The sequence below is a fragment of the Tenacibaculum profundi genome, from assembly GCF_057162725.1.
Genome location: NZ_CM169894.1, coordinates 1452152 through 1477511 on the forward strand (window position 1 = coordinate 1452152; position 25360 = coordinate 1477511).

At 33.8% G+C, this 25360-nt stretch carries 29 protein-coding genes; 4 read left to right on the forward strand and 25 right to left on the reverse strand.

The window, feature by feature from the left end:
• The 25 genes from secY to rpsL all read right to left on the reverse strand — a co-directional run bounded on the left by secY (position 1) and on the right by rpsL (position 14123).
• Positions 1 to 1326, reverse strand: coding sequence for a preprotein translocase subunit SecY (secY, locus tag AC2GW8_RS05840; RefSeq protein ID WP_440881839.1), 1326 nt, complete (start codon positions 1324 to 1326; stop codon positions 1 to 3).
• Positions 1327 to 1340: 14 nt separating this feature from the next.
• Complete coding sequence (gene rplO, locus AC2GW8_RS05845) at positions 1341 to 1790, reverse strand: 50S ribosomal protein L15 (protein WP_440881840.1); 450 nt, start codon at positions 1788 to 1790, stop codon at positions 1341 to 1343.
• Positions 1791 to 1801: 11 nt separating this feature from the next.
• Positions 1802 to 1984 (reverse strand): 50S ribosomal protein L30, encoded by a 183-nt coding sequence (gene rpmD, locus AC2GW8_RS05850; RefSeq protein ID WP_440881841.1) that lies wholly within the window; start codon positions 1982 to 1984, stop codon positions 1802 to 1804.
• A gap of 11 nt (positions 1985 to 1995) precedes the next feature.
• Positions 1996 to 2517 carry a 30S ribosomal protein S5 gene (rpsE, locus tag AC2GW8_RS05855; RefSeq protein WP_440881842.1) on the reverse strand — a complete coding sequence of 174 codons (522 nt, stop codon included), beginning with the start codon at positions 2515 to 2517 and terminating at the stop codon, positions 1996 to 1998.
• An 11-nt stretch (positions 2518 to 2528) separates the two neighbouring features.
• Complete coding sequence (rplR, locus tag AC2GW8_RS05860; protein WP_440881843.1) at positions 2529 to 2879, reverse strand: 50S ribosomal protein L18; 351 nt, start codon at positions 2877 to 2879, stop codon at positions 2529 to 2531.
• Positions 2880 to 2900: 21 nt separating this feature from the next.
• Positions 2901 to 3446, reverse strand: a complete 546-nt coding sequence (rplF, locus tag AC2GW8_RS05865) for a 50S ribosomal protein L6 (RefSeq protein ID WP_440881844.1) — start codon at positions 3444 to 3446, stop codon at positions 2901 to 2903.
• A gap of 17 nt (positions 3447 to 3463) precedes the next feature.
• Positions 3464 to 3862, reverse strand: a complete 399-nt coding sequence (rpsH, locus tag AC2GW8_RS05870; RefSeq protein ID WP_440881845.1) for a 30S ribosomal protein S8 — start codon at positions 3860 to 3862, stop codon at positions 3464 to 3466.
• Between the two features lie 387 nt (positions 3863 to 4249).
• A complete protein-coding gene (gene rpsN / locus AC2GW8_RS05875; RefSeq protein WP_440881846.1) occupies positions 4250 to 4519 on the reverse strand; it encodes a 30S ribosomal protein S14 in 270 nt (89 codons plus the stop codon).
• 4 nt (positions 4520 to 4523) lie between these two features.
• Positions 4524 to 5072, reverse strand: a complete 549-nt coding sequence (gene rplE / locus AC2GW8_RS05880; protein WP_440881847.1) for a 50S ribosomal protein L5 — start codon at positions 5070 to 5072, stop codon at positions 4524 to 4526.
• 2 nt (positions 5073 to 5074) lie between these two features.
• Positions 5075 to 5383 carry a 50S ribosomal protein L24 gene (rplX, locus tag AC2GW8_RS05885; protein ID WP_440881848.1) on the reverse strand — a complete coding sequence of 103 codons (309 nt, stop codon included), beginning with the start codon at positions 5381 to 5383 and terminating at the stop codon, positions 5075 to 5077.
• A 13-nt stretch (positions 5384 to 5396) separates the two neighbouring features.
• Positions 5397 to 5765, reverse strand: coding sequence for a 50S ribosomal protein L14 (rplN, locus tag AC2GW8_RS05890; RefSeq protein WP_093868908.1), 369 nt, complete (start codon positions 5763 to 5765; stop codon positions 5397 to 5399).
• Positions 5766 to 5767: 2 nt separating this feature from the next.
• A complete protein-coding gene (gene rpsQ / locus AC2GW8_RS05895) occupies positions 5768 to 6025 on the reverse strand; it encodes a 30S ribosomal protein S17 (protein ID WP_093668855.1) in 258 nt (85 codons plus the stop codon).
• An 18-nt stretch (positions 6026 to 6043) separates the two neighbouring features.
• Entirely contained in the window at positions 6044 to 6235 is a 192-nt protein-coding gene (gene rpmC / locus AC2GW8_RS05900) for a 50S ribosomal protein L29 (RefSeq protein WP_320417884.1), read from the reverse strand.
• Between the two features lie 11 nt (positions 6236 to 6246).
• Positions 6247 to 6678, reverse strand: a complete 432-nt coding sequence (rplP, locus tag AC2GW8_RS05905) for a 50S ribosomal protein L16 (RefSeq protein WP_440881849.1) — start codon at positions 6676 to 6678, stop codon at positions 6247 to 6249.
• A gap of 19 nt (positions 6679 to 6697) precedes the next feature.
• Positions 6698 to 7417 carry a 30S ribosomal protein S3 gene (gene rpsC, locus AC2GW8_RS05910; RefSeq protein ID WP_440881850.1) on the reverse strand — a complete coding sequence of 240 codons (720 nt, stop codon included), beginning with the start codon at positions 7415 to 7417 and terminating at the stop codon, positions 6698 to 6700.
• Between the two features lie 11 nt (positions 7418 to 7428).
• The gene (rplV, locus tag AC2GW8_RS05915; protein ID WP_440881851.1) at positions 7429 to 7833 is read right to left on the reverse strand and encodes a 50S ribosomal protein L22; all 405 of its coding nucleotides are present in this window, start codon (positions 7831 to 7833) and stop codon (positions 7429 to 7431) included.
• A gap of 10 nt (positions 7834 to 7843) precedes the next feature.
• Entirely contained in the window at positions 7844 to 8122 is a 279-nt protein-coding gene (gene rpsS / locus AC2GW8_RS05920) for a 30S ribosomal protein S19 (RefSeq protein ID WP_028890729.1), read from the reverse strand.
• Positions 8123 to 8128: 6 nt separating this feature from the next.
• A complete protein-coding gene (gene rplB / locus AC2GW8_RS05925) occupies positions 8129 to 8953 on the reverse strand; it encodes a 50S ribosomal protein L2 (RefSeq protein ID WP_440881852.1) in 825 nt (274 codons plus the stop codon).
• Positions 8954 to 8964: 11 nt separating this feature from the next.
• Complete coding sequence (gene rplW / locus AC2GW8_RS05930; protein WP_440881853.1) at positions 8965 to 9255, reverse strand: 50S ribosomal protein L23; 291 nt, start codon at positions 9253 to 9255, stop codon at positions 8965 to 8967.
• A gap of 8 nt (positions 9256 to 9263) precedes the next feature.
• Entirely contained in the window at positions 9264 to 9893 is a 630-nt protein-coding gene (rplD, locus tag AC2GW8_RS05935) for a 50S ribosomal protein L4 (protein ID WP_440881854.1), read from the reverse strand.
• Positions 9893 to 10510, reverse strand: a complete 618-nt coding sequence (rplC, locus tag AC2GW8_RS05940; protein WP_440881855.1) for a 50S ribosomal protein L3 — start codon at positions 10508 to 10510, stop codon at positions 9893 to 9895. The genes rplD and rplC overlap by 1 nt, the downstream gene beginning before the upstream one ends.
• Positions 10511 to 10799: 289 nt before the next feature.
• A complete protein-coding gene (gene rpsJ, locus AC2GW8_RS05945) occupies positions 10800 to 11105 on the reverse strand; it encodes a 30S ribosomal protein S10 (RefSeq protein ID WP_075342599.1) in 306 nt (101 codons plus the stop codon).
• 5 nt (positions 11106 to 11110) lie between these two features.
• The gene (gene fusA / locus AC2GW8_RS05950) at positions 11111 to 13228 is read right to left on the reverse strand and encodes an elongation factor G (protein ID WP_440881856.1); all 2118 of its coding nucleotides are present in this window, start codon (positions 13226 to 13228) and stop codon (positions 11111 to 11113) included.
• A 5-nt stretch (positions 13229 to 13233) separates the two neighbouring features.
• A complete protein-coding gene (gene rpsG, locus AC2GW8_RS05955; RefSeq protein WP_348704348.1) occupies positions 13234 to 13710 on the reverse strand; it encodes a 30S ribosomal protein S7 in 477 nt (158 codons plus the stop codon).
• Positions 13711 to 13742: 32 nt separating this feature from the next.
• Entirely contained in the window at positions 13743 to 14123 is a 381-nt protein-coding gene (gene rpsL / locus AC2GW8_RS05960) for a 30S ribosomal protein S12 (RefSeq protein WP_408032894.1), read from the reverse strand.
• A 199-nt stretch (positions 14124 to 14322) separates the two neighbouring features.
• On the opposite strand from rpsL, the gene AC2GW8_RS05965 reads away from it, so the two are divergent.
• The 4 genes from AC2GW8_RS05965 to AC2GW8_RS05980 all read left to right on the forward strand — a co-directional run bounded on the left by AC2GW8_RS05965 (position 14323) and on the right by AC2GW8_RS05980 (position 25353).
• Positions 14323 to 15888 (forward strand): BamA/TamA family outer membrane protein, encoded by a 1566-nt coding sequence (locus tag AC2GW8_RS05965; RefSeq protein WP_440881857.1) that lies wholly within the window; start codon positions 14323 to 14325, stop codon positions 15886 to 15888.
• A gap of 125 nt (positions 15889 to 16013) precedes the next feature.
• A complete protein-coding gene (locus AC2GW8_RS05970) occupies positions 16014 to 19358 on the forward strand; it encodes a SusC/RagA family TonB-linked outer membrane protein (RefSeq protein ID WP_440881858.1) in 3345 nt (1114 codons plus the stop codon).
• A gap of 12 nt (positions 19359 to 19370) precedes the next feature.
• Complete coding sequence (locus AC2GW8_RS05975) at positions 19371 to 20687, forward strand: SusD/RagB family nutrient-binding outer membrane lipoprotein (protein WP_440881859.1); 1317 nt, start codon at positions 19371 to 19373, stop codon at positions 20685 to 20687.
• 1462 nt (positions 20688 to 22149) lie between these two features.
• Positions 22150 to 25353, forward strand: a complete 3204-nt coding sequence (locus AC2GW8_RS05980) for a SusC/RagA family TonB-linked outer membrane protein (protein WP_440881860.1) — start codon at positions 22150 to 22152, stop codon at positions 25351 to 25353.
• The last annotated feature ends 7 nt before the right edge of the window (positions 25354 to 25360 follow it).

The window sequence follows — 25360 nt, forward strand, 5'->3', positions numbered from 1 at the left end:
TTACTTTAATGATTTTCTATTACTACTATTTCCTGACTTCATTAAACCGTCATAACGACTGTTCAATAAATATGAATTGATTTGTTGAATTGTATCAATAGCAACTCCTACCATAATGATTAAGGATGTTCCTCCATAGAACATTGCCCAGTTTTGAGTCACCCCAAACTTAACAATAATTGCAGGCAATATAGATAAGGCTGCTAAAAACAGAGATCCTGGGAATGTTATTTTTGATAACACTGAATCTAAATAATTAGCAGTTTCCTCTCCTGGTTTATATCCAGGAACAAAACCATTACTTCTTTTTAAATCTTCGGCCATCTTATTAGTAGGTATAGTTATCGCCGTATAGAAATAACTAAAAACAATAATTAAAACAGCGAATATAATATTGTACCATAAACCAAAGTTATCTGCTAAACTATTTAATGCAGGATATTTTTGTCCAAGAGCTACAGGTAAAAACATAATAGCTTGAGCAAATATAATAGGCATAACCCCTGCTGCATTTAGTTTTAAAGGTATATATTGTCTTGCTGAATCAACATCCTTTACACTTGCTACTGCTGAACGACGTGCGTATTGCACTGCTACCTTTCTTACTGCTGTAACTAATAACACGGTTAATAAAATTACCACAAACCATATAATTAATTCAATAAGTATCATCATGATACCACCTCCTCCGGGGTTTCCTGTTTTAGAAACAACTTCTTGTAAAAATGCAACTGGAAAATTTGCAATAATACCAACAGTAATTAATAACGATATTCCGTTACCAACTCCCTTATCAGTAATACGCTCTCCCAACCACATAGCAAAAATAGTTCCCGCTGTAAGTAAAATCATAGATGATATCCAAAATGTAGCACCAGAGACTAAAAAAGCTGAATCAGGTAATCCAAATTGGGTCTTAATAGCTGTAATGTATGTTGGACCTTGTACTAAAGTGATTAAAATTGTTAACCACCTTGTAATTTGTGTAATTTTTTTTCTACCACTCTCCCCATCTTTTTGAAGTTTCTGTAAATATGGTACCGCAATACCCATTAATTGAACTACAATAGAAGCGGAAATATAAGGCATAATACCAAGAGCCATAACTGATGCTCTTGCAAATGCACCTCCTGTAAATGCGTTTAATAAACCTAAAAGACCACCTCCTGCTTGATCTTTTAACGCTGCTAACTGAGTAGGGTCTATTCCGGGTAAAGGAACAGCAGCCATAAATCGGTATACAGCAATTAAACCAATGGTTAAAAGAATTTTTTCCTTTAACTCTTCAATCTTGAAAATGTCTCTTAAAGTATTTATAAAATTCATCATTTACAGTTTTCTTATAAGGTAACCGCTTCACCACCTGCTGCTTCAATAGCAGCCTTTGCAGATGCAGTAAATTTATGTACGGTAATATTTAATTTAGCTTTTAACTCTCCATTCCCTAATATTTTAATTAAGTCATTTTTACGCGCTAAACGATTCTCTACTAATACTTCTAGATTTACTGTATCAGTTACTCTTCCTTTGTCGACTAAACTTTGTAATTTATCTAAATTAACACCAACATATTCTACACGATTTCTGTTAGTGAATCCAAATTTTGGCACACGTCTTTGAAGGGGCATTTGTCCGCCTTCGAAACCTACCTTACGAGAATATCCTGAACGAGATTTAGCCCCTTTGTGACCTCTTGTAGAAGTACCTCCATGACCAGAGCCTTCTCCACGAGCAATTCTTTTACCGCTTTTAGTAGATCCTGATGCTGGTTTTAAGTTATGTAAACTCATCTTATAATATCTTATTTAATTTCTTCAACAGAAATTAAGTGTTTAACTTTATTTACCATTCCCAAAATTGTAGCTGATGCTTCATGTTCTACAGTTTGGTTAATTTTACGTAAACCTAATGCCTCTAAAGTTCTTTTTTGATTTTTAAGGCGACCGATTTGACTTTTTACTTGTGTAACTCTAATTTTACTCATCGTCTTAAATTTTAACCATTAAAAACTTTTTCTAAAGAAATTCCACGCTGTTTGGCGATTGTTTCAGCACTACGTAGTTGCAAAAGTGCATCGAATGTAGCTTTTACAACATTGTGAGGATTTGAAGATCCTTGAGACTTTGACAATACGTCTTTCACACCTACTGATTCTAAAACAGAACGGACAGCTCCACCAGCAATAACCCCGGTACCGTGTGATGCAGGCTTAATGAATACCCTTGCTCCACCATACTTTCCTTTTTGTTCATGAGGTAAAGTACCATCTAAAAGAGGGATACGAACTAAATTTTTCTTAGCTTCTTCTACTGCCTTAGCTATAGCAGATGAAACATCTTTTGACTTTCCTAATCCGTGACCTACAACTCCATTTCCATCACCTACAACAACAATAGCAGAAAAACCAAATGCACGTCCCCCCTTGGTTACCTTAGTAACACGTTGAACGCCTACTAATCTATCAACAAGCTCTAATCCGCTTGGTTTTACTCTTTCTACGTTTTTATATCCTAACATAATATAATTTCTTAAAATTTTAAACCAGCTTCTCTTGCAGCGTCAGCTAATACTTTTACTCTACCGTGGTATAAATAACCGTTACGATCAAAAGCAACAGAATCTACTCCAGCTTTTACAGCTTTTTCTGCGATACTTTTTCCAACCGCAGTAGCAGAATCTGCTTTAGAGCTAGATGATACTTCTTTATCTCTTGATGATGCAGAAACTAATGTTACACCAGTAACATCATCAATTAATTGAGCATAAATTTCTTTATTACTTCTAAACACAGACAGTCTAGGTTTCTCAGCAGTCCCTTTAACTATTTTTCTAATTCTGTGCTTAATACGTTGTCTTCTTTCAAGCTTTGATAATGCCATAATAATATTTATCTTAATTTATTATGCAGATTTACCTGCTTTTCTTCTTAATACCTCTCCTACAAACTTAATCCCTTTTCCTTTGTAAGGTTCTGGCTTACGGAAAGATCTAATTTTAGCAGCTACTTGACCTACTAACTGCTTATCATGAGATGTTAGTTTAACTATAGGATTTTTCCCCTTTTCAGATACTGTTTCTATTTTCACTTCTGGAGCTAACTCTAACAAAATATTGTGAGAGAAACCCAAAGCTAAATCTAGTTTTTGTCCCTGATTCGAGGCCCTGTAACCTACTCCGACTAATTCTAATTCTTTAGTAAATCCAGTACTAACACCTTCAATCATATTTTTCAGTAACGAACGATATAGGCCGTGTTTAGCTTTATGCTCCTTACTATCGGATGGTCTATCAAGTACAATTGAGCCATCTTCAATTTTCAATGTAATACCAGAGGTTAATTCTTGTGTTAATTCCCCTAATTTACCTTTAACGGTAACCACGTTGTCGCTTACTTTAACTTCAACACCTTGTGGTAATGCGATTGGATTTTTTCCTATTCTACTCATTTTACAATAGTGTTAATTTAATAAACGTAACATAATACCTCTCCTCCTACGTTTTCTTGACGAGCTTTCTTATTTGTCATAACACCTTTAGATGTAGAGACAATAGCAATACCTAGGCCATTTAAAACTCTTGGCATTTCTTTAGAAGCAACGTATTTACGTAACCCTGGAGTTGACACTCTTTGAATCTTTCTGATTACTGATTCTTTTGTTCCTCTGTCGTACTTTAAAGCTATCTTAATTGATCCCTGAACAGAATCATCATTAAATTGATAACTCAAAATGTACCCTTGATCAAACAAAATTTTTGTCATCTCCTTCTTCAGCTTTGAAGCTGGAACTTCAACTACTCGATGACCTGCAGCAATTGCATTTCTCACTCGAGTTAGAAAATCCGCGATTGGATCTGTGTACATAATTAATTAATTTGTGGTTTTGGTTTTCAGTAATTTCTGTGGTTCCTACGAAATATCGTAATTACTAAACCTGAAACCAGTTAATATTCATTCTTTGTTCTCATTTAAAGCCTTTACGACTTTAGTTTTAGTTGCATTCACAACAGGGCGTAATTACCCCATGAAAACAGTGTGCAAATATACATAAACTTTTTTAAAAAAAAACCTTTTTAATAATTATCGTTTTGACACTTAATTTATTGTCTTTTTATGTTGTTTTTTTGAATAAGTACATATTGAACTAATACAAATTCCTGTGCATAAACTGGAATTAACGAATAAATATCGCAAAAAAAAAGACCTAAAGTTAATACTTTAAGTCCTTATAATTATTTCTAATCTGTTATTTTACCAGCTAGCTTTTTTAACACCAGGAATTAATCCCTGATTTGCCATTTCACGGAAAGTAACACGTGAAATACCAAATTGACGCATATATCCTTTTGGACGACCTGTTAACTTACAACGATTATGCATTCTAACAGGAGATGCATTCTTAGGTAATTTTTGTAAACCTTCATAATCTCCAGCTTCCTTTAAAGCTTTTCTTTTTTCAGCATACTTTTCAACCGCTTTAGCTCTTTTGCGCTCACGCGCTTTCATTGATTCTTTAGCCATCTTCTTAATTTTTTTTAAATGGTAAACCTAATTCTGCCAATAATGATTTTGCTTCTTTATCAGTTTGAGCTGATGTTACAAAAGTAATATCCATTCCACTGATTTTTTTTACTTGATCAATATTTATTTCTGGGAAGATGATTTGTTCAGTAACTCCTAAATTGTAATTACCTCTACCATCAAAGCCATTTGCTATACCACTAAAATCTCTTACACGAGGTAATGAAGCAGTAATTAAACGATCTAAAAATTCATACATTACATCCCCTCTTAACGTAACCTTAGCTCCTATCGGCATTCCTTTACGTAATTTAAAGTTTGCAACATCTTTTTTAGAAATAGTTGGTACTGCTTTTTGTCCAGTAATTGTAGTTAACTCGTCAATAGCATATTCAATTAATTTCTTATCAGCTATAGCAGCACCTACACCTTTACTAACTACAATTTTCTGTAATTTAGGAACTTGCATAACGTTGTTATAACCGAATTCTTCAGTAAGAGCTTTTACAACTTTGCTCTTGTACTCCTCTTTTAATCTTGGTACGTAACTCATGGTTATATTGCTTTATCTGATTTCTTTGAAAATCTAATTTTCTTATCTCCTTCAACTTTATAGCCAACTCTAACTGCTTCACCATTTTCAATTAACGAAACATTAGATATGTGCAATGGAGCCTCTTTTTTTACTATACCTCCTTGAGGATTGGTAGCGCTAGGTTTTGTGTGCTTTGACACCATATTAACTCCTTCAACTAAAACCCTATCCTTATCTTTTAGTATGGTTAAAACTTTACCTTCCGATCCTTTATGATCACCTGCGATAACTTTAACAGTATCACCAGATTTGATTTTAAATTTCTTCATCTTATCTATGATTTTAAAGCACCTCAGGCGCTAATGATACTATCTTCATAAACTGTTTCTCACGTAATTCACGGGCTACAGGACCAAATACACGAGTACCTCTCATTTCCTCTGTTGGATTTAAAAGTACACAAGCATTATCATCAAATCTAATATATGACCCATCTTTACGTCTAACCTCTTTCTTGGTACGAACAACTACTGCGCGTGACACTTGACCTTTTTTAACAGTACCGTTTGGAGTGGCTGACTTTACAGTTACAACAATTTTATCTCCAACACTAGCATAACGCTTCTTTGTTCCTCCTAAAACTCTAATTACTAAAACTTCTTTAGCTCCAGTATTATCAGCTACTTTTAATCTTGATTCTGTTTGTAACATAATTATTTAGCTCTTTCTAGGATTTCTACTAATCTCCAACGTTTAGATTTGCTTAACGGACGTGTTTCCATGATTTTTACAGTATCACCTTCGTTGCAATCGTTATTCTCGTCATGTGCAACATACTTTTTCGTTTTCAAAACGAATTTTCCGTACATTGGGTGTTTTACTCTTTTTACCTCGCTTACGACGATAGATTTCTCCATCTTATTGCTAGATACAACACCTATTCTCTCTTTTCTAAGATTTCTTTTTTCCATCTTTAAAACTGACTAGAATTATTGTAATTCTCTTTTTGTTAACTCTGTAGCAATTCTTGCTACAGTTTTTCTTAAGCTACGTAACTCTAATGGGTTCTCCAAAGGAGTTATGGCGTGAGCCATCTTAAGATCAGTATAATTTTTCTTCAACGCTCCAAGCTTATCTTGTAAATCAGCTGTTGATAATTCTTTAATTTCAGATTGTTTCATTGTTTCTAGAATTAAGCGTTATGATCAAAATCTCTTGCGACGATAAACTTCGTTTTCACAGGTAGCTTTTGAGCTGCTAAACGTAAAGCTTCTTTCGCTACTTCCATTGGAACACCTCCAACTTCAAACAATATTCTACCTGGTTTTACAACTGCAACGAAATGATCAGGAGCACCTTTACCTTTACCCATACGAACCTCTAAAGGCTTCTTTGTTATAGGTTTGTCTGGAAAAATTTTAATCCATAATTGTCCTTCCCTTTTCATATAACGAGTTGCCGCGATACGAGCTGCTTCAATTTGACGAGATGTAAGTAAGTTTTGGTCGAGTGACTTTATTCCAAACATTCCATTTGAAAGTTGTGTCCCTCTTCCAGAGTTCCCACTCATATTACCCTTGCCTTTCTGAACTCTACGGAATTTTACTCTTTTTGGCTGTAACATGTCTAATTTCTTTTAAAAATTATTTTCTTCTGCGAGGTTGACGTTTTCCTCCTCCTTTATTAGAACTATTACCCTTTTGCTTAGATAATCCAACTAATGGAGATAACTCACGTTTTCCATAAACCTCACCTTTCATAATCCATACTTTCACACCGATTCTTCCGTATGTAGTATGCGCTTCATTAAGTGCGTAATCGATATCTGCTCTGAAAGTAGAAAGTGGAATTCTCCCTTCTTTATAATGCTCTGAACGCGCCATTTCAGCACCGTTTAAACGACCAGATATTTGAATTTTAATACCTTCTGCATTCATTCTGATTGCAGCTGCGATAGCCATTTTTATGGCTCTCTTATAAGAAATTCTGTTTTCGATTTGACGTGCTACACTAGCAGCTACAAGATTGGCATCTAATTCAGGTCGTTTTATCTCAAATATATTGATTTGAACTTCCTTTCCTGTAATTTTCTTAAGTTCCTCCTTTAACTTGTCTACTTCTTGACCACCTTTACCAATAATGATACCTGGTCTAGCCGTAGTGATAGTAACGGTTACAAGCTTTAAAGTACGCTCAATAATAATACGCGAAACACTAGCTTTAGATAATCTAGCATCAATATACTTTCTTATCTTATTATCTTCAGCAATTTTATCTCCGTAGTCATTACCACCATACCAGTTAGACTCCCAACCTCTGATGATTCCTAGACGATTTCCTATCGGATTTGTTTTTTGTCCCATTTCTACTTTGATTAATTACTTTTATTTTTACTTCCTAACTCTAAGGTAACGTGATTAGAACGTTTTCTAATTCTATGAGCACGCCCTTGTGGAGCAGGTCTTAATCTTTTTAACATTCCTGCACTATCAACGAAAATAGTCTTTACGAATAAACCAGCATCCTCAATACTAGCATCTTCATTCTTAGCTTGCCAGTTAGCAATTGCTGATAGTAATAACTTTTCTAGGTTACGAGATGCTTCCTTAGGACTAAACTTTAAAATTTGTAAAGCTTTTTCAACCTCAACTCCTCTTACTAAATCCGCCACTAAACGCATTTTTCTTGGTGATGTAGGACAGTTAGTAAGCTTAGCAAAAGCTCTTTGCTTTTTAGCTTCTTTTAACTGCGTTGCCATGTTTTTTTTACGACTTCCCATAATTTCCTACTTATTTTTTACCTTTATTTTTTGCACCGGCATGTCCTCTAAATGAACGTGTTGGTGAAAATTCTCCTAATTTATGACCTACCATGTTTTCAGTAACGTATACTGGAACAAATTGACGACCGTTATGAACGGCAATTGTTTGCCCAACGAAGTCAGGAGTAATCATACTTGCTCTAGACCAAGTTTTTATAACTGATTTGCTTCCAGCTTCAACGTTAGCTAAAACTTTTTTCTCTAATTTATAGTGAACGTAAGGTCCTTTTTTTAATGATCTTGCCATGACTTATTATTTCTTTCTACGTTCTATGATATACTTATTACTAGCTTTAGTTTTAGATCTAGTCTTAAATCCTTTAGCTGGAATACCGTTTCTAGATCTTGGATGTCCTCCCGAAGAACGTCCTTCACCACCACCCATTGGATGATCAACAGGGTTCATTCTTACTGCATTGGTTCTTGGTCTTCTTCCTAACCATCTGCTTCTACCAGCCTTACCTGATACAATTAATTGATGATCAGAATTAGATACTACCCCAATGGTAGCTTTACAAGTTAATAGAATTAATCTTGTTTCACCTGAAGGCAACTTAACCGTTGCATATTTCCCATCTCTTGCCATTAATTGAGCAAAAGATCCTGCAGAACGAGCCATAACAGCGCCTTGCCCTGGACGTAATTCAATACATGAAATAGTAGTTCCTAAAGGAATATCACTCAAATACATTGCATTACCTAGGTCTGGGGATGCTTCTTTACCAGAAACAATAGTTTGCCCCACTTTTAATCCATTTTGAGCAATTACATATCGTTTTTCTCCATCAGCATAAACTACCAAAGCAATAAAAGCAGTACGATTTGGATCGTATTCGATAGTTTTTACTGTAGCAGGCACACCGTCTTTATCTCTCTTAAAATCGATAATACGATATTTCTTTTTATGACCACCTCCAATGTTACGGGTTGTCATTCTTCCCTGATTGTTTCGACCTCCAGATCGTTTTTTCGAAGCTATTAAAGATTTCTCCGGCTTATCAGTAGTAATGGTGTCGAACCCATTTACAACTCTAAAACGCTGACCTGGTGTTATTGGTTTTAATTTTCTAACTGACATTCTAAATTGTCTTAAATATTGTTATAAAAATCAATTACTTCACCATCTGCTAATTGCACAATGGCCTTTTTATATCCACTTGTTAATCCTGTAACTAAACCTTTTTTGGTATATTTAGTTTTCCTTTCAGCTGGTTGAATTAAAGTTCTAACAGATTTCACTGCTACACCGTAAGTAGATTCTACAGCACCTTTGATTTCTAACTTGTTAGCTTGCTTATTTACAACGAAAGCATAACGATTAAATATTTCGCTATCTTTTGTCGCTTTTTCCGTAATAATAGGTTTTATTAAAATACTCATTTCTTTCCCTATTTACTTAAATTAGATTCAATTCCTTCTAAAGAGCTTTCAGAGATTACAATTTTATTAGCGTTAAGAACACTATATGTATTAATCCCTGTAGCATCAACAACTTTAGAATTTTTCAAATTACGAGACGATAAGTATACATTTTTGTTTTCATTTCCTAAAACAAATAAAGATTTCTTAGCATCCAATTCTAAAGCCTTTAACACATTAATAAATTCCTTTGTTTTTGGAGCTTCAAAATTGAAATCTTCAACAACAACTAAATTATTATCGTTTGCTTGAATACTTAAAGCTGATTTGCGAGCTAAACGCTTTAAGTTTTTATTTAATTTGAAAGAATAGTTTCTTGGTCTTGGACCGAAAATACGACCTCCACCTCTAAAAACAGGAGACTTAATACTTCCCGCACGTGCCGTACCTGTTCCTTTTTGTTTTTTAATCTTTCTTGTACTACCAGTAATCTCACCTCTTTCCTTAGCCTTATGAGTACCTTGTCTTTGGTTTGCCAAATATTGCTTTACATCTAAATAGATAGCGTGATCGTTTGGCTCTATTCCGAATACTTCGCTAGAAAGTTCAACTTTTCTACCAGTATCTTTACCTGTAATATCTAATACTGCTACTTTCATTATTTTTCGATAGTTACATAAGAGTTCTTATGACCTGGAACAGCTCCTTTTACAACTAAAAGATTCTTTTCTGGCACTACTTTTAACACTCTTAAATTTTGAACTTTAACTTTATCATTCCCCATACGGCCTGCCATACGCATTCCTTTGAATACTCTTGCAGGATATGAAGCTGCACCAATAGAACCAGGCGCTCTTAAACGGTTATGCTGACCATGTGTAGCCTGCCCAACCCCTGCAAATCCATGGCGCTTAACAACTCCTTGGAATCCTTTACCTTTAGAAGTACCCGAAACATCAACGAATTCTCCCTCAGTAAACAACTCAACAGTAAGTAAGTCACCTAGTTTATGCTCACTCTCAAAATCCTGAAACTCAACAACTCTTCGCTTGGCTGTTGTTCCTGCTTTTTTAAAGTGACCATCTAAAGCCTTGTTAGAACTTTTTTCTTTTTTGTCATCGAAACCTAATTGTAGTGCATTATAGCCATCCACTTCTTCAGTTCTGACTTGGGTAACAACGCAAGGACCTGCTTCGATTACAGTACATGGTATATTTTTACCATTTTCATCGAATAAGCTGGTCATTCCTATTTTTCTTCCAATTAACCCAGACATATTTGTTTGATTTCTGACGATAGATAAATTTAAAATCCAGCGCGTCAATTAATAATTAATTATTTGAAACTAAAGTTTCATATACTCCCTTGGAATACACTAAAAAAAAAAGAGCATAACACCTTGCTCTTTGTAAGTGTTAATCCGTTTTTCCTTTGCGAAACCCTCAGGACATGTTAACTGAATTAATAACTCAGTGTCTATTTTTTGTGCACAGAACATCAATTCAGTGCGCAAAAGTAAAAAAAACTTTCGATTTAACAAAATTAAACCGAAAGTTATAAATTAGTTATACTTTTATTTCAACTTCAACTCCACTTGGTAATTCAAGTTTCATTAAGGCATCAATAGTTTTTGAAGAGGAACTATAAATATCTAACAAACGCTTGTAAGCAGATAATTGAAATTGTTCTCTTGATTTTTTGTTTACGTGTGGCGAACGTAATACAGTAAAAATCTTTTTATGTGTTGGTAAAGGTATTGGTCCGTTTACTACTGCCCCGGTACTCTTTACAGTCTTTACGATTTTCTCAGCAGACTTATCTACTAAGTTGTAATCGTAAGATTTTAATTTTATTCTTATTTTTTGACTCATTTTGATTAACCTTTAGCATTAGCGATTACTTCCTCCGCGATATTAGATGGTGTTTCTGCATAGTGAGAAAACTCCATGGTAGAAGTTGCTCTACCAGAAGACATTGTTCTTAAAGCTGTTACATATCCAAACATTTCAGATAACGGAACAATCGCTTTAACCACCTTAGAACCAGCACGATCACTCATATCGTTAACCTGTCCTCTTCTTCTGTTTAAGTCACCTACTATATCTCCCATATTTTCTTCAGGGGTTAGTACCTCTAACTTCATTAATGGCTCCATGATTACCGCTCTTGCAGCTTTTGCAGCGGCTTTATATCCCATCTTAGCAGCTAGCTCAAATGATAATTGATCAGAATCTACTGGGTGAAAAGAACCATCCTTTAAAGTAACCTTCATAGAATCCATTTCATACCCCGCTAAAGGACCATTTTTCATTGCCTCTTTGAATCCTTTTTCTACTGAAGGAACGAATTCTTTAGGTACATTACCTCCCTTAATTATTGATTCAAATTGTAAGCCTTGAGTACCTTCATCAGCAGGTTCCATAGTAAATACAATGTCAGCAAATTTACCACGACCACCAGATTGTTTTTTGTAAACTTCTCTATGGTCTGCAGAAGCTGTGATAGCTTCTTTATACTCAACTTGCGGTTGCCCTTCGTTAACTTCAACTTTAAACTCACGCTTTAAACGATCAACGATGATATCAAGGTGTAATTCACCCATACCTGAAATAATAGTTTGACCTGAAGCCTCGTCTGTTCTAACTGTAAAGGTAGGATCCTCCTCAGCTAATTTTGCTAATGACATTCCTAATTTATCAACATCTGCCTTTGTTTTAGGCTCCACAGCAATACCAATTACAGGATCTGGGAAATCCATAGATTCTAGAACAATTGGGTTCTTTTCATCAGACAAAGTATCACCTGTCTTAATGTCTTTAAAACCTACACCTGCTCCAATATCACCTGCTTCAATATATTCAATAGCGTTTTGTTTATTAGAATGCATTTGATAAATACGTGATATACGTTCTTTTTTACCAGAGCGATTATTTAACACATAAGAACCAGCATCTAAACGCCCCGAATAGGCACGGAAGAATGCTAAACGACCTACAAAAGGGTCTGTAGCAATTTTGAACGCTAAAGCAGAAAATGGTGCTTTTGCATCTGGCTTACGAGTTTCCTCGTCACCAGTATTAGGGTTCGTTCCGATGATATTATCTCTATCTACTGGTGAAGGTAAATAACGACATACAGCATCTAATAAGAACTGAACTCCCTTATTTTTGAATGAAGATCCACATACCATAGGAATGATAGACATGTCCATTACCGCAGCTCTAAGTGCAGCATGCACTTCTTCTTCAGTAATAGAATCTTCATCTTCCATATATTTCTCTAACAAGTTTTCGTCATAAGCAGCAACCTCTTCGATTAACTTACCACGTAACTCTCTTGCTTCCTCTTTTAATTCTTCAGGAATATCAACGATATCAAACGTTGATCCATAGTTATCATCATGCCATACAATAGCACGGTTCTTTACTAAATCAACAATACCCTTAAAGTCAGCTTCATCACCAATATTTAAAACGATTGGCACCGCGTTTGACTTTAACATATCCTTTACTTGTTGACAAACAGCCAAAAAGTTAGCTCCTTGACGATCCATTTTATTAACAAAACCGATACGAGGAACCTTATAATTATCCGCTAAGCGCCAGTTAGTTTCTGATTGAGGCTCAACACCATCAACTGCAGAAAACAAAAACACTAAACCGTCTAATACACGTAAAGAACGATTTACCTCAACTGTAAAATCAACGTGCCCCGGAGTATCAATAATATTGAAATGATATCCTTTAGCATCAGCAGTTGGTTTTCCGTTTTCCGTAGGAAACTGCCATGTACAAGTTGTAGCTGCAGAAGTAATTGTTATACCTCTCTCCGCCTCTTGCTCCATCCAATCCATTGTTGAAGCACCATCATGAACCTCTCCAATTTTATGCGAAACTCCTGTATAGAAAAGGATACGCTCAGTGGTAGTAGTCTTCCCTGCATCAATGTGCGCAGCAATACCAATATTTCTTGTGTATTTTAAATTTCTACTCATGATAATTAAAATCTAAAGTGTGAAAATGCTTTATTTGCTTCAGCCATCTTGTGAGTATCCACTCTTTTCTTAACTGCTGCACCTTCTTCTTTAGCGGCCGCTAAAATCTCTGATGCTAATCTTTGCGCCATGGTTTTTTCATTACGCTTTCTTGCGTAAGATATCATCCATTTTATCGCCATAGACACTTTACGATCTGGACGAATTTGCATTGGAATCTGAAATGTAGCCCCTCCTACACGACGAGAACGAACCTCTACGTGTGGCATGACATTTGACAAACCATCTTTCCATATTTCTAAAGCCGACTTTTCCTCGTCAGTTTTCTTTTCGTTTACGATATCAATGGCATCGTAAAAAACTTTGAATGCTACAGATTTTTTACCGTCCCACATTAAGTTATTCACAAAACGTGTTACTAACTGATCATTAAATCTTGGATCCGGTAACAAAACTCTTTTTTTAGCTCTTCTTTTCCTCATGTCTTTACATTAAAAAAGTTACTAATTATATTTTACTTTTTGTCTTTTGGGCGTTTTGCACCATACTTAGACCTACGCTGAGTTCTTCCATCAACTCCTGCAGTATCTAATGCTCCACGTACAATATGATATTTTACACCTGGTAAATCTTTTACCCTTCCACCTCTAACTAATACTATCGAGTGCTCTTGAAGATTATGTCCTTCACCTGGGATATACGCGTTGATTTCATTACCATTAGTTAATCTAACACGCGCTACTTTACGCATCGCTGAGTTAGGTTTTTTTGGTGTGGTAGTGTAAACACGCGTACAAACTCCACGTCTCTGAGGACATGACATCAAGGCAGCCGATTTACTCTTCTTAGTTATTTTGGCTCTTCCTTTACGAACTAATTGTTGAATAGTTGGCATACTAATTAATTACTATTTTTCGTTTGTACTTAATAATTCTCTTTTCTTAAAGAGTCCGCAAATGTACAATAATTTTCTTATTATTCAAATGCGAATAAGTTATTTTTGATCAAGCTATTAATTCATTAAATTAATTGTATTTTAACTTCTAATTCTAATACAAAAAACAATTAAACAAATAACCATTCTTTTCCTTTCGATGCATTGTATTTTGTTTTCTCAAAAATTCACTTTACAAGTTACGAGCAATATTCAACCAGACTTAAATATCATTAATACTTATAGTTACAAAAAAAGACATTCAACGAAAGAAAATGTGTTTTCTGAAGTAAAAAAAATAAAAAAAAGCTTAAATAAGAAAGGTTACTTGAAGGTTACATATAAATTAAGCAAGCAAGACTCTACCTTTACCTATTACTTCCAATTGGGAAAGAAGATAAATGTCGCAAAAATAAAAAGAGATAATGCGTATATACAAATAAAATTTTGTCAACTTAAAAAGTACCTTGAACACAAAAAAAAAGAATTAGATTCGAAAGGCGAATCTTTTACTGAAATTAAACTAACAGACATTAATATTACACAAGACACTTTAAATGCAACGTTAATAACGCATAGAAAAAACGTTCGGTCAATTAACAAAGTAGTTGTTAAAGGATACCAACAATTCCCTAAATCCTACTTCAAAAACTATCTTTTTCTTAAGAAAAAGAAGGTCGTCAATAAAAGGAAGCTAAATTTAATTTCTGAACAATTACAAACTTTAAATTTTGTAAGAGAAGTCAAAAAACCTGAATTTCTATTCAGCAACGATTCTACTTTTCTTTTTCTATACCTCAGTAAAAAAAAACAAAGTAGCTTTGATGGTTTTTTATCTGCTATCCCTTCAAAAAACAAATTGAAGGTCAGCGGTAACCTGATATTAAAATTATTAAATACAATGGACAAAGGGGAAGACTTCGTAATCAACTGGATATCCAATCAGAACAATACTTCTTTAAATATCAATCTTAATTATCCTTTTATGTTCAATACTCCCATAACACCCAAAATTAATTTTAACATTTTCAAGCAAGACTCAACTTTTATTACCTCGAAAGTCTATTCAGAACTTTCATATCAATCATCCTACAAATCCTCTTACTCCTTTTGTTATAGTTCAACAAAATCTTCCTATCTCCTAAATCAGAATTCCAAAAACATATCTTCTTTCTCAAGCCACTTTCTTGGTGTTTCTTTTGAAACCTTATTAAAACCTAAAAAATCCATTTTTACAAACAATTCCTATTTCAAAAGCTCTTTATTTTTTGGCTCAAGGAATTCTGCCAATCAGAAAGATTATCAAATGAAACTACTCTCTAAATTAAAATACACTCATGATTTTTCAAAAAAAAAGAGTGTATCTGTAGGACTTGAAGCTGGTTTCCTTATATCCGACTCCTACGTAGAAAACGAACTTTTTAGAATTGGAGGTTCTAATTCAATTCATGGATTTCTACTAAACAGTATTGAAGCATCTAAATACGGAATAGTAAATACACAGTACAATCACTTAATTAATAAAAATAAATTGCTTTACACCATTTTTGATACTGCTACATATAAGCATAACAGAAAAAACACAATTTTTTCTATGGGAATAGGCTATTCACAATTTTTGAATAATACATTAACAAGTATCGAATACGTATTAGGAAGTAATAAAAATCAAAAGTTTTTTAATGGAAACTCACTGCTATCAATAAGAACAACAATATACCTATAATCACAAAAAAACAACCTTAAAATAATAAAAAAAACAATAAAAATATCTTTTTTTTAAATTTTATCTTGTTTTTTTAGCGTTTATTTATGAATTTTAACCCTAACTAATTTAAATAATTTTATAGAATGAAAACAAAGTACAATCGATTTCTATTGCTACTCTTTGCATTAATCATGCAAATATCGTATGCACAAGAAAAAACAATTTCAGGTACAGTTTCAGACGATAGTGGCCCTCTTCCAGGGGTTACAGTTTTAAAAAAAGGAACAACACAAGGTACTGAAACTGATTTTGACGGAAACTATTCAATTGAAGCTAAAGCAGGTGATATTCTTGTTTTTAGTTTTGTAGGAATGAAAAGTACAGAGAAAGCTGTTGGAACATCAAGCACTATCAATGTAAGTATGAAAGGAGATAATATTCTTGATGAAGTAGTTGTTACAGCCTTTGGTATAAAGAAAGAAAAACGTTCTGTAGGATACGCAACGCAAGAAGTTAAGGCTGAAACTATTACTAGATCAGGAGCTTCAAACGTTTTAGATGCTTTATCTGGTAAATCATCTGGTGTACAAATTACTAGAGCTTCTGGCTCTGCAGGAGGTGGATCAAGAATTGTAATAAGAGGTGCAACCTCAATGGTTGGTAACAACCAAGCACTCATCGTTATTGATGGAGTAAGGGTAAACAACGAAACTTTGAACGCCCAAGCGAACACGGCTGGTACAGCTACTTCGAACAGACTTATGGATTTAAATTCAGAAGATATTGAAAATATTAGTGTATTAAAAGGAGCTGCAGCAACAGCCGTTTATGGAACTGCTGGTTCTGCAGGTGTTGTTCTTATTACTACTAAAAAGGGTACTAAAGGTCAAAGCTTTAAGTTAAATGTAAGTACACAAATAGCTTTCGATAGAGTGTCTAGATTAACAAAATTACAAGATACCTACGCTCAAGGAGGGGTTCTGAACGGAAATCCAATTTATATAGGTCCCGAAACTGGACAATCTGGTTCTTGGGGACCAAAACTTTCTGAATTGGAATACTCTAACGACATCAATTACTATAATGCTGTTGTAAACCCTCAATACAATCAATTTTACGATAATACTCGAAATTATGCCCTATCGGCTTTTGATTCAAATGGCGTATACAAGTGGGATAGAAATGGTTTTTTAGTACCTAAGGGATCAGGAAATGGAATACCAGCCAATAACTACAATAAACTCAATAGTGAGGACTTTTTTACTACTGGTGTTTCTATTACAAACAATATAGGAATATCAGGCAGTAATCAAAACCTTACTTATAGATTCTCTGCTTCTGACTTAGAACAAAAAGGAATTGTTCCGAATGAGATGTACAAAAGGCAAACATTTAGTCTTGGTGGTACTTTGAAAGCTAATGATAAATTATCTTTTGAATCTGCCATGAACTTTACTAGATCAAACTTCAACAGAATACAACAAGGCTCAAATGTTTCAGGTTTATTATTGGGCCTTTATAGAACTCCTGCTTCTTTTGACAACACAAATGGTTTAGGAACTACCGATGCTGTAAATAACACTGCTGCTTATGAATTTGCAGACAGATCTCAAAGAAGCTACCGTGGTGGAGGTGGTTATGATAATCCTTACTGGATTGCTAATAATATTCCTGGCACCGAAGGTGTAAGTAGGTTTTTCGGTAATTTCAAAACAACTTACAATTATAGTCAATGGTTAAATTTTGGATTTAATGCTGGTATTGATGTTACAAGCGATAAAAGAAAGCAATCATTTGAAATTGGTTCCAACGCAAATAGAAACGGTAGAATACTATTAGATGATTATTTCACCAGACAATTTGATGTGAATGCTTTTATTACTGGTGACATTGATTTTTCTAGTGATTTCTCATTCAACTATATGCTAGGGACTAACTTCTTTAGCTATACTAGAGAAACTAACAGTATTGATGGAAACAACTTGGCTTTTCCAGGATTCTTAGATATTAGCAATGCGTCAACTATTTTAGCATCTGAAGATTTGGTAAAATATAAAACAACTGGTATTTTTATAAATTCCCAAATTGGATGGAAAAAAATGGCTTATCTTAACTTTTCAGCAAGACAAGATTATGATTCTAGATTACGTGTACCTGTGAAAGATTATAATCCTTCTGACATTAGCTTCTTCTATCCTTCTGTATCGGGTTCTTTTATCTTCACAGAAGTATTACCTAAAAACGATGTTTTATCGTTTGGTAAAGTAAGAGCTTCTTGGGCACAGGTTGGATCACCACCTCCTTTCGAATATTTAACTTCTACTACAAATACACAAAATGGCGGAGGTGATGGAGATAATATTAATGGTGGTTGGGGTAATGGACTAAATTTCCCTATTAACGGACTTACTTCATTCGAACAAAATAATATTCTTGGTAATGGTAACTTAAAATCAGAATTAACAACTACGAAAGAGTATGGAGTTGATTTGAGGTTCTTTGGAAATAAACTAACCCTGGACGTTGCTTATTTTCAGAATAAAACAGAGGATGCCATCTTAAACGCATCACTTGCCCCTTCATCAGGATTTACAAATATTTGGGTTAATGCTGGTACAATGACAGGTGATGGATGGGAAGTTACATTAGGCGCAAAACCTATTTCTACAGAAAATTTCAGTTGGGATACAACGATTAACTGGAGTAAAAACGAAACTATTGTAGAAACACTTGCCCCTGGAATAGAAAGATTATTCTTAGCTGGTTTTGGTACTGCTGGTAGTTATTTAGTTGAAGGTTTACCTTATGGAGCCATTGTTGGAGGAGCCTACCTAAGAGAAGAAGCTGGTACAGCTTCAGACACAAGCTTGTCTATTCCAGGTGGAGCTGTTATGATAGACCCAAATACAGGTTATCAACGTATAGATAATAAGCAACGTGTTATAGGTAATCCTACCCCAGATTTTATAATGGGTTGGAATAACACATTTAGCTACAAAAACTTTTCCCTTAGCTTCTTATTAGACTGGAAAGAGGGGGGAGATGTTTGGAATGGTACGGCATGGGCATTATCTTTCTTCGGAAGGTCTCAATTAACGGCTGATACCAGGGAAGAAACTCCAATAGTTTTAGATGGACTATTACCTGATGGTTCACCAAACAATATAGCCATTGTAAGAGATCGCAACTATTGGACTTCTAATGTTGGAGGCTTTGGATCAGTAGGAGAACAATTTGTAGATGATGGCGGTTGGATTAGATTAAGAGAACTTTCTTTTTCTTACAGATTACCAAAGAAATTATTTGAAAATATATTAATCGAAAGTGCATACTTTACTTTTACAGGAAGAAATCTATGGATCGATACTGATTACAATGGTGTTGATCCTGAGACTAGTTTAACTGGTAATGGTAATGGACAGGGATTTGACTACTTCAACAACCCTGGAACTAGATCATATATGTTTAAAATGGGTTTAACCTTTTAAAAAACTGAGAAAATGAAACTTAAAGATATTAACTTAAAAAATATATTCATTCTTTTTGTATCTACTTTTATTATAACTTCTTGTGAAAGTTATTTTGAAGATACAGACAATTCAGATCCTAATGCACCTCTAAGCATTCCTATTAATGTTGCCTTACCGTCAATTGAATTAGCTCTTATTGACTCTAAAGGTGGATTATTTTCAAACTTTAATACAATGTTTATTCAGCATGTAGAAGGTGTTGAAAGACAATGGGAATCTTTTAACAAATATGATATTCAACCTGTAAGATTCAATCAACCTTGGACACAACTTTATGAAAAAGTTTTTATCGAACTAAAAGCTGTAAAAAACGAAGCATCAACTAATGGGCTAAATCACTATTTGGGAATATCAAAAACCCTCGAAGCCTATACCTTAATGATGGTTACTGATGTTTTTGGAGATATTCCATACACTGAAGCTGGTCTAGGACAGGAGAATTCTAGCCCTATTTACGATAGCCAAAGTAGTGTCGTATACCCTGCTATCAAAACATTATTGACAGACGCTTTTACACTTTTTGATAGTCCAGCGGGAACTATAGCTCCTGGAAATGATGATGTAATCTACGGTGGAAATATTACTAAATGGAAATTAGCTGCTCATAGTATCTTAGCAAGATATTACTTGCATTTAGGTGATAATGCCAATGCTCTTTCAGAAGCAAAAATGGGTTTTACTAGCAGAAGCGATAATATGGGGTTCACTTATCCTGGTAGTGGCAATGATGCTCCTTGGTATGGATTTAATACTGAAAGAGAAGGAGATATTGAGTTCCACCCTACATTAAGAAGTATTATGCAAGGTCTAAATGACACCGATAGATTAGGAGTTTTAGGTGTTACTTTCAATGCTAGTCATCCATATTTCACCAATAATCAGAGAGAAGATTTGATTTCATATAGAGAAATACAATTTATAATTGCAGAAACCTCGACTAATCCAGCTGAACAACATACAGCTTACCTAAATGGAATTAGAGCCTCGTTTGAAGAGATAGGTTTATCTACTACAGAATATGATGCTTATGTAGCTCAAACTTCCGTTAATCCAGGTATCGGAAGCCTTACCATGAACCATATAATGACTCAAAAATATATAGGAATGTTTGTTCAACCAGAAGCCTTCAGCGATTGGAGAAGGACTGGTATTCCCTCTTTAACACCTGTAACAGGTACTTCTATACCAAGAAGATGGTATTATCCAGAAAATGAATATTTATTCAACAATAATGCTCCCGGCAGAGATGACGACTTGTTATTTAAAAGAGTTGGATGGGATAACTAAATATTTAATCAACTAATTTTATTTAAATAACGTTATTGTTATAAATAAAAATATAGAGATCGTCTAAAAGATAATTTTAGACGATTTTCTTTTTTTAATATATTTTATATCGCTTTTGAAGTCGTTTTATTGAGTAATAATTATAAAATCGGATAATTAAATTTAAGAGTTAAACTGAAATTTTTAAGATTATAAACCATTGCAACAAGTCTAATTTATCTAAATTTATTTTTTTATGGTATGAGTACCTAAACAATTAGAAATAACTATTTTTTGCCTAGTAAAGCATAATATTTAACTTTTTTCAAAGCAATCAGCATTGCTGTTTCCTGTCTAATAAATTGGTAAAAAGTATCTGACTCCTCATTCTTAATTTAGACCAAAAAGACCGTATTTTTTTTATTTTGGTTTTTATAGAAGTAATTATGCTTCAAAAAGTACCAATGTATATAATTTTTAAATCGAGATAATTTTCATTACCATAATAAACTGCACCTAGGGTAATACTTTACAACCTTTCAGAATAGTCTTTTTGTATAACTGTTTATACAAGATTTTAAACATGTAGCTTCTATTATGATTTTTAAAAATATTTAATTTATTAGTTATTAGCTATTTTAGAAGATTTAAATAATAGTACGATTAAGTTATCCATTCTAAATATAGTCATCTTACGAAAGTATCTAGATAACAAATAAATAAGCTTACCATAGCTACTTCTTCTTATTATTTGTAGTTGGTCACCATATTTTTTAAGTAACTGACATTTTTTTTAATACACTTCCGCTTATCTTTTTTTCAACAACCCCTTTTTAAAACTTTATTAGCTTGATTAATAACAACATTTATTTACCCAACTCCTTCCACCTCAATATCTGACATTTTTAGAATATGTTGTTTAATTTTATAGAACTTCACTAAAAAAGATCGAAAAGATATTTTACTTATTTTTATATCCCTATTTTGCCATTAACTAGCTGTATAACCAACATAGCCTGCCAAAAATAAAAACACAACACAAAATATTGATTATAAAATAAGTAATTCAATAAAACCTATTCTCTCCTCTTTTTTGGAAAAAACAGCTATAATTATGACAACTGTGTTTAAAGAAAATAATTAACTCTTACGTTAAACACGAAACTTACTCACACCATATAAACAATTAAATATCAATTAATAATAATTAACAAAAAGCTTTTATTTAAAAAAATAAATTCTTTCTGGTACAACAGTTGAATGCTAATTAAATAATTGATAAAGAAATATTCCACATACTAAACAACAATTTATCTAACAAAAAGTAAAAAAAAAACAACATTCAAATAAAACACTCAATTACAACAAACTAGCATTTTACATAAATAATTGGAGCGTTAAAATTCTCAATTCTCAACTTATTTCTTTGCTTATTAAAGTTTAATTTAAGAATTTTGAAAGAATTAATTCAATCAATTACGCAATGAAAACAAAGTTTATTGGAACACTAATACTGCTCCTAGTATTAGGTGTGCAAGTAATTTTTGCACAAGAAAAAACGATTTCAGGAACTGTATCAGATGATTCAGGACCACTTCCCGGGGTTTCTATATTGAAAAAAGGATCTACTCAAGGAACAGAAACTGATTTTGATGGTAATTATACCATAAAAGCAAATTCAGGAGATATTTTAGTATTCAGTTTCATTGGAATGAAAACTATTGAAAAAACTGTTGGAAACTCCAATAAAATGAATGTAATAATGGCCAATGACAATGTATTAGATGAAGTTGTTGTTACAGCCTTTGGTCAAAACAGACAAGAAAGATCTTTAGCCTACTCGGCGCCTAAGGTAAAATCTTCTGACTTAACAGCTGCGCAAAACGATAATGCTATCAGCGCCCTTTCTGGAAAAGTAGCTGGTTTAAAAATTAATTCTCCATCAGGAAATCTAGGTGGCTCGCAACGCATCCTTATCCGAGGAACTAATTCTGTCACAGGTGAAAATCAACCACTTTTTATTATTGATGGAATTCCTATGGATAATTCAAATTTTAATACGAATGATACGCAAAGAGGTTCAGGAGGTGTTGATTTTGGTAGTACCATAAATGACATAGACCCAAGTAACATTGAGTCTTTAACAGTTTTAAAAGGTCCGGCTGCTGCACTTTATGGATCAAGAGCATCAAACGGTGTTATTTTAATAACTACCAAAAAGGGAAAGAACTCTAAAAAACTGGGGATCAACATAAATTCTACAATTACTTTATCCGATGTAGCCATCTTACCTAAACTTCAAAGAGAATATGGTGGTGGTGGTATAGTATCAACGTCTAATGGAGGTAAAAATGGTTTTGCTACAGAAACTATAAATGGTACGGAATACATGCTCGTGGACTATGCTACAGATGAAAGTTGGGGACCTAAGTATGATCCTAACTTAAATGTTTTACATTGGGATGCATTTGATCAAAAAAGTTTTCCTAATGACTATTTAAAAACTAGACCATGGGTAGCTCCTGAAAACGATGTCGATAGCTTTTTTCAAACGGGTATTGCTACCAATAATGTGATAAGCTTAACTACCGCTACTGACAAAGGAAACTTTTTATTCTCTTTAGGGCATCAAAAACAAACTGGTATTATACCTAATACAAAAATTAGCAAACATTTTGCCAAATTAAGCTTAACGCAAAGACTTGCTAGTAATTTAACAGCTACTTCTTCCTTAAATTATGTTGAAACGAAAGGACAACGTCCTGTTATAGGCTACACTGACAATAGCGTTACTCAAAAACTATTTCAATGGGGACACAGACAGTTAGACTATGAGAGACTCAAAAATTACAAAAATCTAGATGGTACTCAAAGAACTTGGAATAGGAAAGCTTGGAACGAAGCCGAACCTAATTACTCGGACAACCTATACTGGACAATTTACGAGAATACACCTGAAGACAAAAGAACTCGTATATATGGAGCTGGAAGTTTAGCTTATAGTGTTACGGACAATTTAACTTTAAAAGGTAGTATTTATGCTGACACCTATAATTTTAGAAATTCAGAAAGAACAGCTATTGGTTCTCAATCACAGTCTTCTTATTTAGAAAGAACCTATGACTTTAAAGAATACAATTATGAATTTACAGCCGCATACAACAAAGAACTATCTGACAAATTTAAGTTTTCTACTTTACTTGGAGGTAATATAAGAGACAACCGTTTAAGTTCTAGAGCAATTTCTACAACAGGAGGTTTAGGCATACCAAATATTTACAATATCAATAATGGAAGAGGCCCGCTTGCCAGAACTTCTAACGAAAGTGTTAAAAAAGTAAACAGTATTTTTGGAAGTTTAAATTTATCTTTTGACAACCAGCTATTTATAGATTTAACTGCGAGAAACGATTGGTCATCAACGCTTCCTGAAGATAATAATTCGTACTTCTACCCTTCTGCTTCTCTTGCATGGGTATTTAACAATCTTTTATTCGAAGATTCCTCTTGGTTTAATTATGGTAAATTGAGAGCTGGTTGGGCACAAGTGGGTAACGATACTGCTCCTTACAGAGTTATTAATACTTTTTTAATACGAGATCCTTTTAATTCAGTAGGTAGGGTTTCTGCGGCTAATAGATTGTTAAATCCTAATCTTAAAAATGAAACTACCACTACATGGGAAGTAGGTACTGAATTAAGTTTTTGGAATAGACGTTTAAATATAGATTTCACGTATTACAACAATGAAACTACTGATCAAATTATACCACTTGACCTTTCTTATTCCACTGGTTATGGTTCTCAGCTAATCAATGCTGGTAAAATGACGAATAAAGGTATAGAGGTACAATTAGGTATTAAACCTGTAACCAATAATAACTTTACGTGGGACGTCGATCTGAATTTTGCAAAAAATGAAAATGAATTAGTAGAACTTAAAGAAGGTTTAAATTCTATTTTACTATCAAGTGCTCCCTTTAGAACTCAAATCACAGCTGTAGTTGGCGAGCAGTATGGTACAATAATGGGTACTAATTTTATCTACGATAATAACGGTAATAAGGTAATCAATGATTCAGGAAAATATGCAGCTACAAGAGATTTAGTTCCTTTAGGATCTGTTAACCCAGATTTTACAGCAGGACTAAAAAACACGTTTAAATACAAAAATTTTGATTTGGGTATCTTGCTTGAAACTAGTCAAGGGGGTAAATACTTTTCTACAACTCATCAATGGGGAATGTTTTCAGGAATGTTATATGAAACTGCTGCGAATAATATTCGTGAAACAGGCGTAACCTTACCTGGCGTAACTGGTACCGTTACATTTGATAATAATGGTAAATATACAGTTACCAATACAGCGCCTAACACAAAAACCATAGGAGCGCAAGCCTGGGCGACAAATCATTATGGCGGCCCAGATGCTCAAAATGTTTTCGATGCCAGTTTCTATAAGCTAAGAGAAGTTTCTTTAGGATATACTTTCAAAGGCGATTTCTTAAAAATTTTCGAAAAAGCAAGAATTAGCTTCTTCGGTAGAAATTTATATACATGGGGACTTGATTATGATGGTATTGATCCTGAAACTGTATCAACTGGTTCAGGCAACATTCAAGGTCTAGAAGGAGGATTACAACCTTCTGTTAGATCATACGGAATGAACTTAAACTTATCTTTCTAAAAATTAA

Bases quoted from the DNA above. Each gene is read 5' to 3' on its own strand.
- secY (WP_440881839.1), bottom strand. From the start codon at position 1,326: ATGAATTTTATAAATACTTTAAGAGACATTTTCAAGATTGAAGAGTTA.
- rplO (WP_440881840.1), bottom strand. From the start codon at position 1,790: ATGAGTTTACATAACTTAAAACCAGCATCAGGATCTACTAAAAGCGGT.
- rpmD (WP_440881841.1), bottom strand. From the start codon at position 1,984: ATGAGTAAAATTAGAGTTACACAAGTAAAAAGTCAAATCGGTCGCCTT.
- rpsE (WP_440881842.1), bottom strand. From the start codon at position 2,517: ATGTTAGGATATAAAAACGTAGAAAGAGTAAAACCAAGCGGATTAGAG.
- rplR (WP_440881843.1), bottom strand. From the start codon at position 2,879: ATGGCATTATCAAAGCTTGAAAGAAGACAACGTATTAAGCACAGAATT.
- rplF (WP_440881844.1), bottom strand. From the start codon at position 3,446: ATGAGTAGAATAGGAAAAAATCCAATCGCATTACCACAAGGTGTTGAA.
- rpsH (WP_440881845.1), bottom strand. From the start codon at position 3,862: ATGTACACAGATCCAATCGCGGATTTTCTAACTCGAGTGAGAAATGCA.
- rpsN (WP_440881846.1), bottom strand. From the start codon at position 4,519: ATGGCTAAAGAATCAATGAAAGCGCGTGAGCGCAAAAGAGCTAAAGCG.
- rplE (WP_440881847.1), bottom strand. From the start codon at position 5,072: ATGAGTTACGTACCAAGATTAAAAGAGGAGTACAAGAGCAAAGTTGTA.
- rplX (WP_440881848.1), bottom strand. From the start codon at position 5,383: ATGAAGAAATTTAAAATCAAATCTGGTGATACTGTTAAAGTTATCGCA.
- rplN (WP_093868908.1), bottom strand. From the start codon at position 5,765: ATGTTACAAACAGAATCAAGATTAAAAGTAGCTGATAATACTGGAGCT.
- rpsQ (WP_093668855.1), bottom strand. From the start codon at position 6,025: ATGGAAAAAAGAAATCTTAGAAAAGAGAGAATAGGTGTTGTATCTAGC.
- rpmC (WP_320417884.1), bottom strand. From the start codon at position 6,235: ATGAAACAATCTGAAATTAAAGAATTATCAACAGCTGATTTACAAGAT.
- rplP (WP_440881849.1), bottom strand. From the start codon at position 6,678: ATGTTACAGCCAAAAAGAGTAAAATTCCGTAGAGTTCAGAAAGGCAAG.
- rpsC (WP_440881850.1), bottom strand. From the start codon at position 7,417: ATGGGACAAAAAACAAATCCGATAGGAAATCGTCTAGGAATCATCAGA.
- rplV (WP_440881851.1), bottom strand. From the start codon at position 7,833: ATGGGAAGTCGTAAAAAAAACATGGCAACGCAGTTAAAAGAAGCTAAA.
- rpsS (WP_028890729.1), bottom strand. From the start codon at position 8,122: ATGGCAAGATCATTAAAAAAAGGACCTTACGTTCACTATAAATTAGAG.
- rplB (WP_440881852.1), bottom strand. From the start codon at position 8,953: ATGTCAGTTAGAAAATTAAAACCAATAACACCAGGTCAGCGTTTTAGA.
- rplW (WP_440881853.1), bottom strand. From the start codon at position 9,255: ATGAGTATTTTAATAAAACCTATTATTACGGAAAAAGCGACAAAAGAT.
- rplD (WP_440881854.1), bottom strand. From the start codon at position 9,893: ATGAAAGTAGCAGTATTAGATATTACAGGTAAAGATACTGGTAGAAAA.
- rplC (WP_440881855.1), bottom strand. From the start codon at position 10,510: ATGTCTGGGTTAATTGGAAGAAAAATAGGAATGACCAGCTTATTCGAT.
- rpsJ (WP_075342599.1), bottom strand. From the start codon at position 11,105: ATGAGTCAAAAAATAAGAATAAAATTAAAATCTTACGATTACAACTTA.
- fusA (WP_440881856.1), bottom strand. From the start codon at position 13,228: ATGAGTAGAAATTTAAAATACACAAGAAATATTGGTATTGCTGCGCAC.
- rpsG (WP_348704348.1), bottom strand. From the start codon at position 13,710: ATGAGGAAAAGAAGAGCTAAAAAAAGAGTTTTGTTACCGGATCCAAGA.
- rpsL (WP_408032894.1), bottom strand. From the start codon at position 14,123: ATGCCAACTATTCAACAATTAGTTCGTAAAGGAAGAGCCAAAATAACT.
- AC2GW8_RS05965 (WP_440881857.1), top strand. From the start codon at position 14,323: ATGCATTGTATTTTGTTTTCTCAAAAATTCACTTTACAAGTTACGAGC.
- AC2GW8_RS05970 (WP_440881858.1), top strand. From the start codon at position 16,014: ATGAAAACAAAGTACAATCGATTTCTATTGCTACTCTTTGCATTAATC.
- AC2GW8_RS05975 (WP_440881859.1), top strand. From the start codon at position 19,371: ATGAAACTTAAAGATATTAACTTAAAAAATATATTCATTCTTTTTGTA.
- AC2GW8_RS05980 (WP_440881860.1), top strand. From the start codon at position 22,150: ATGAAAACAAAGTTTATTGGAACACTAATACTGCTCCTAGTATTAGGT.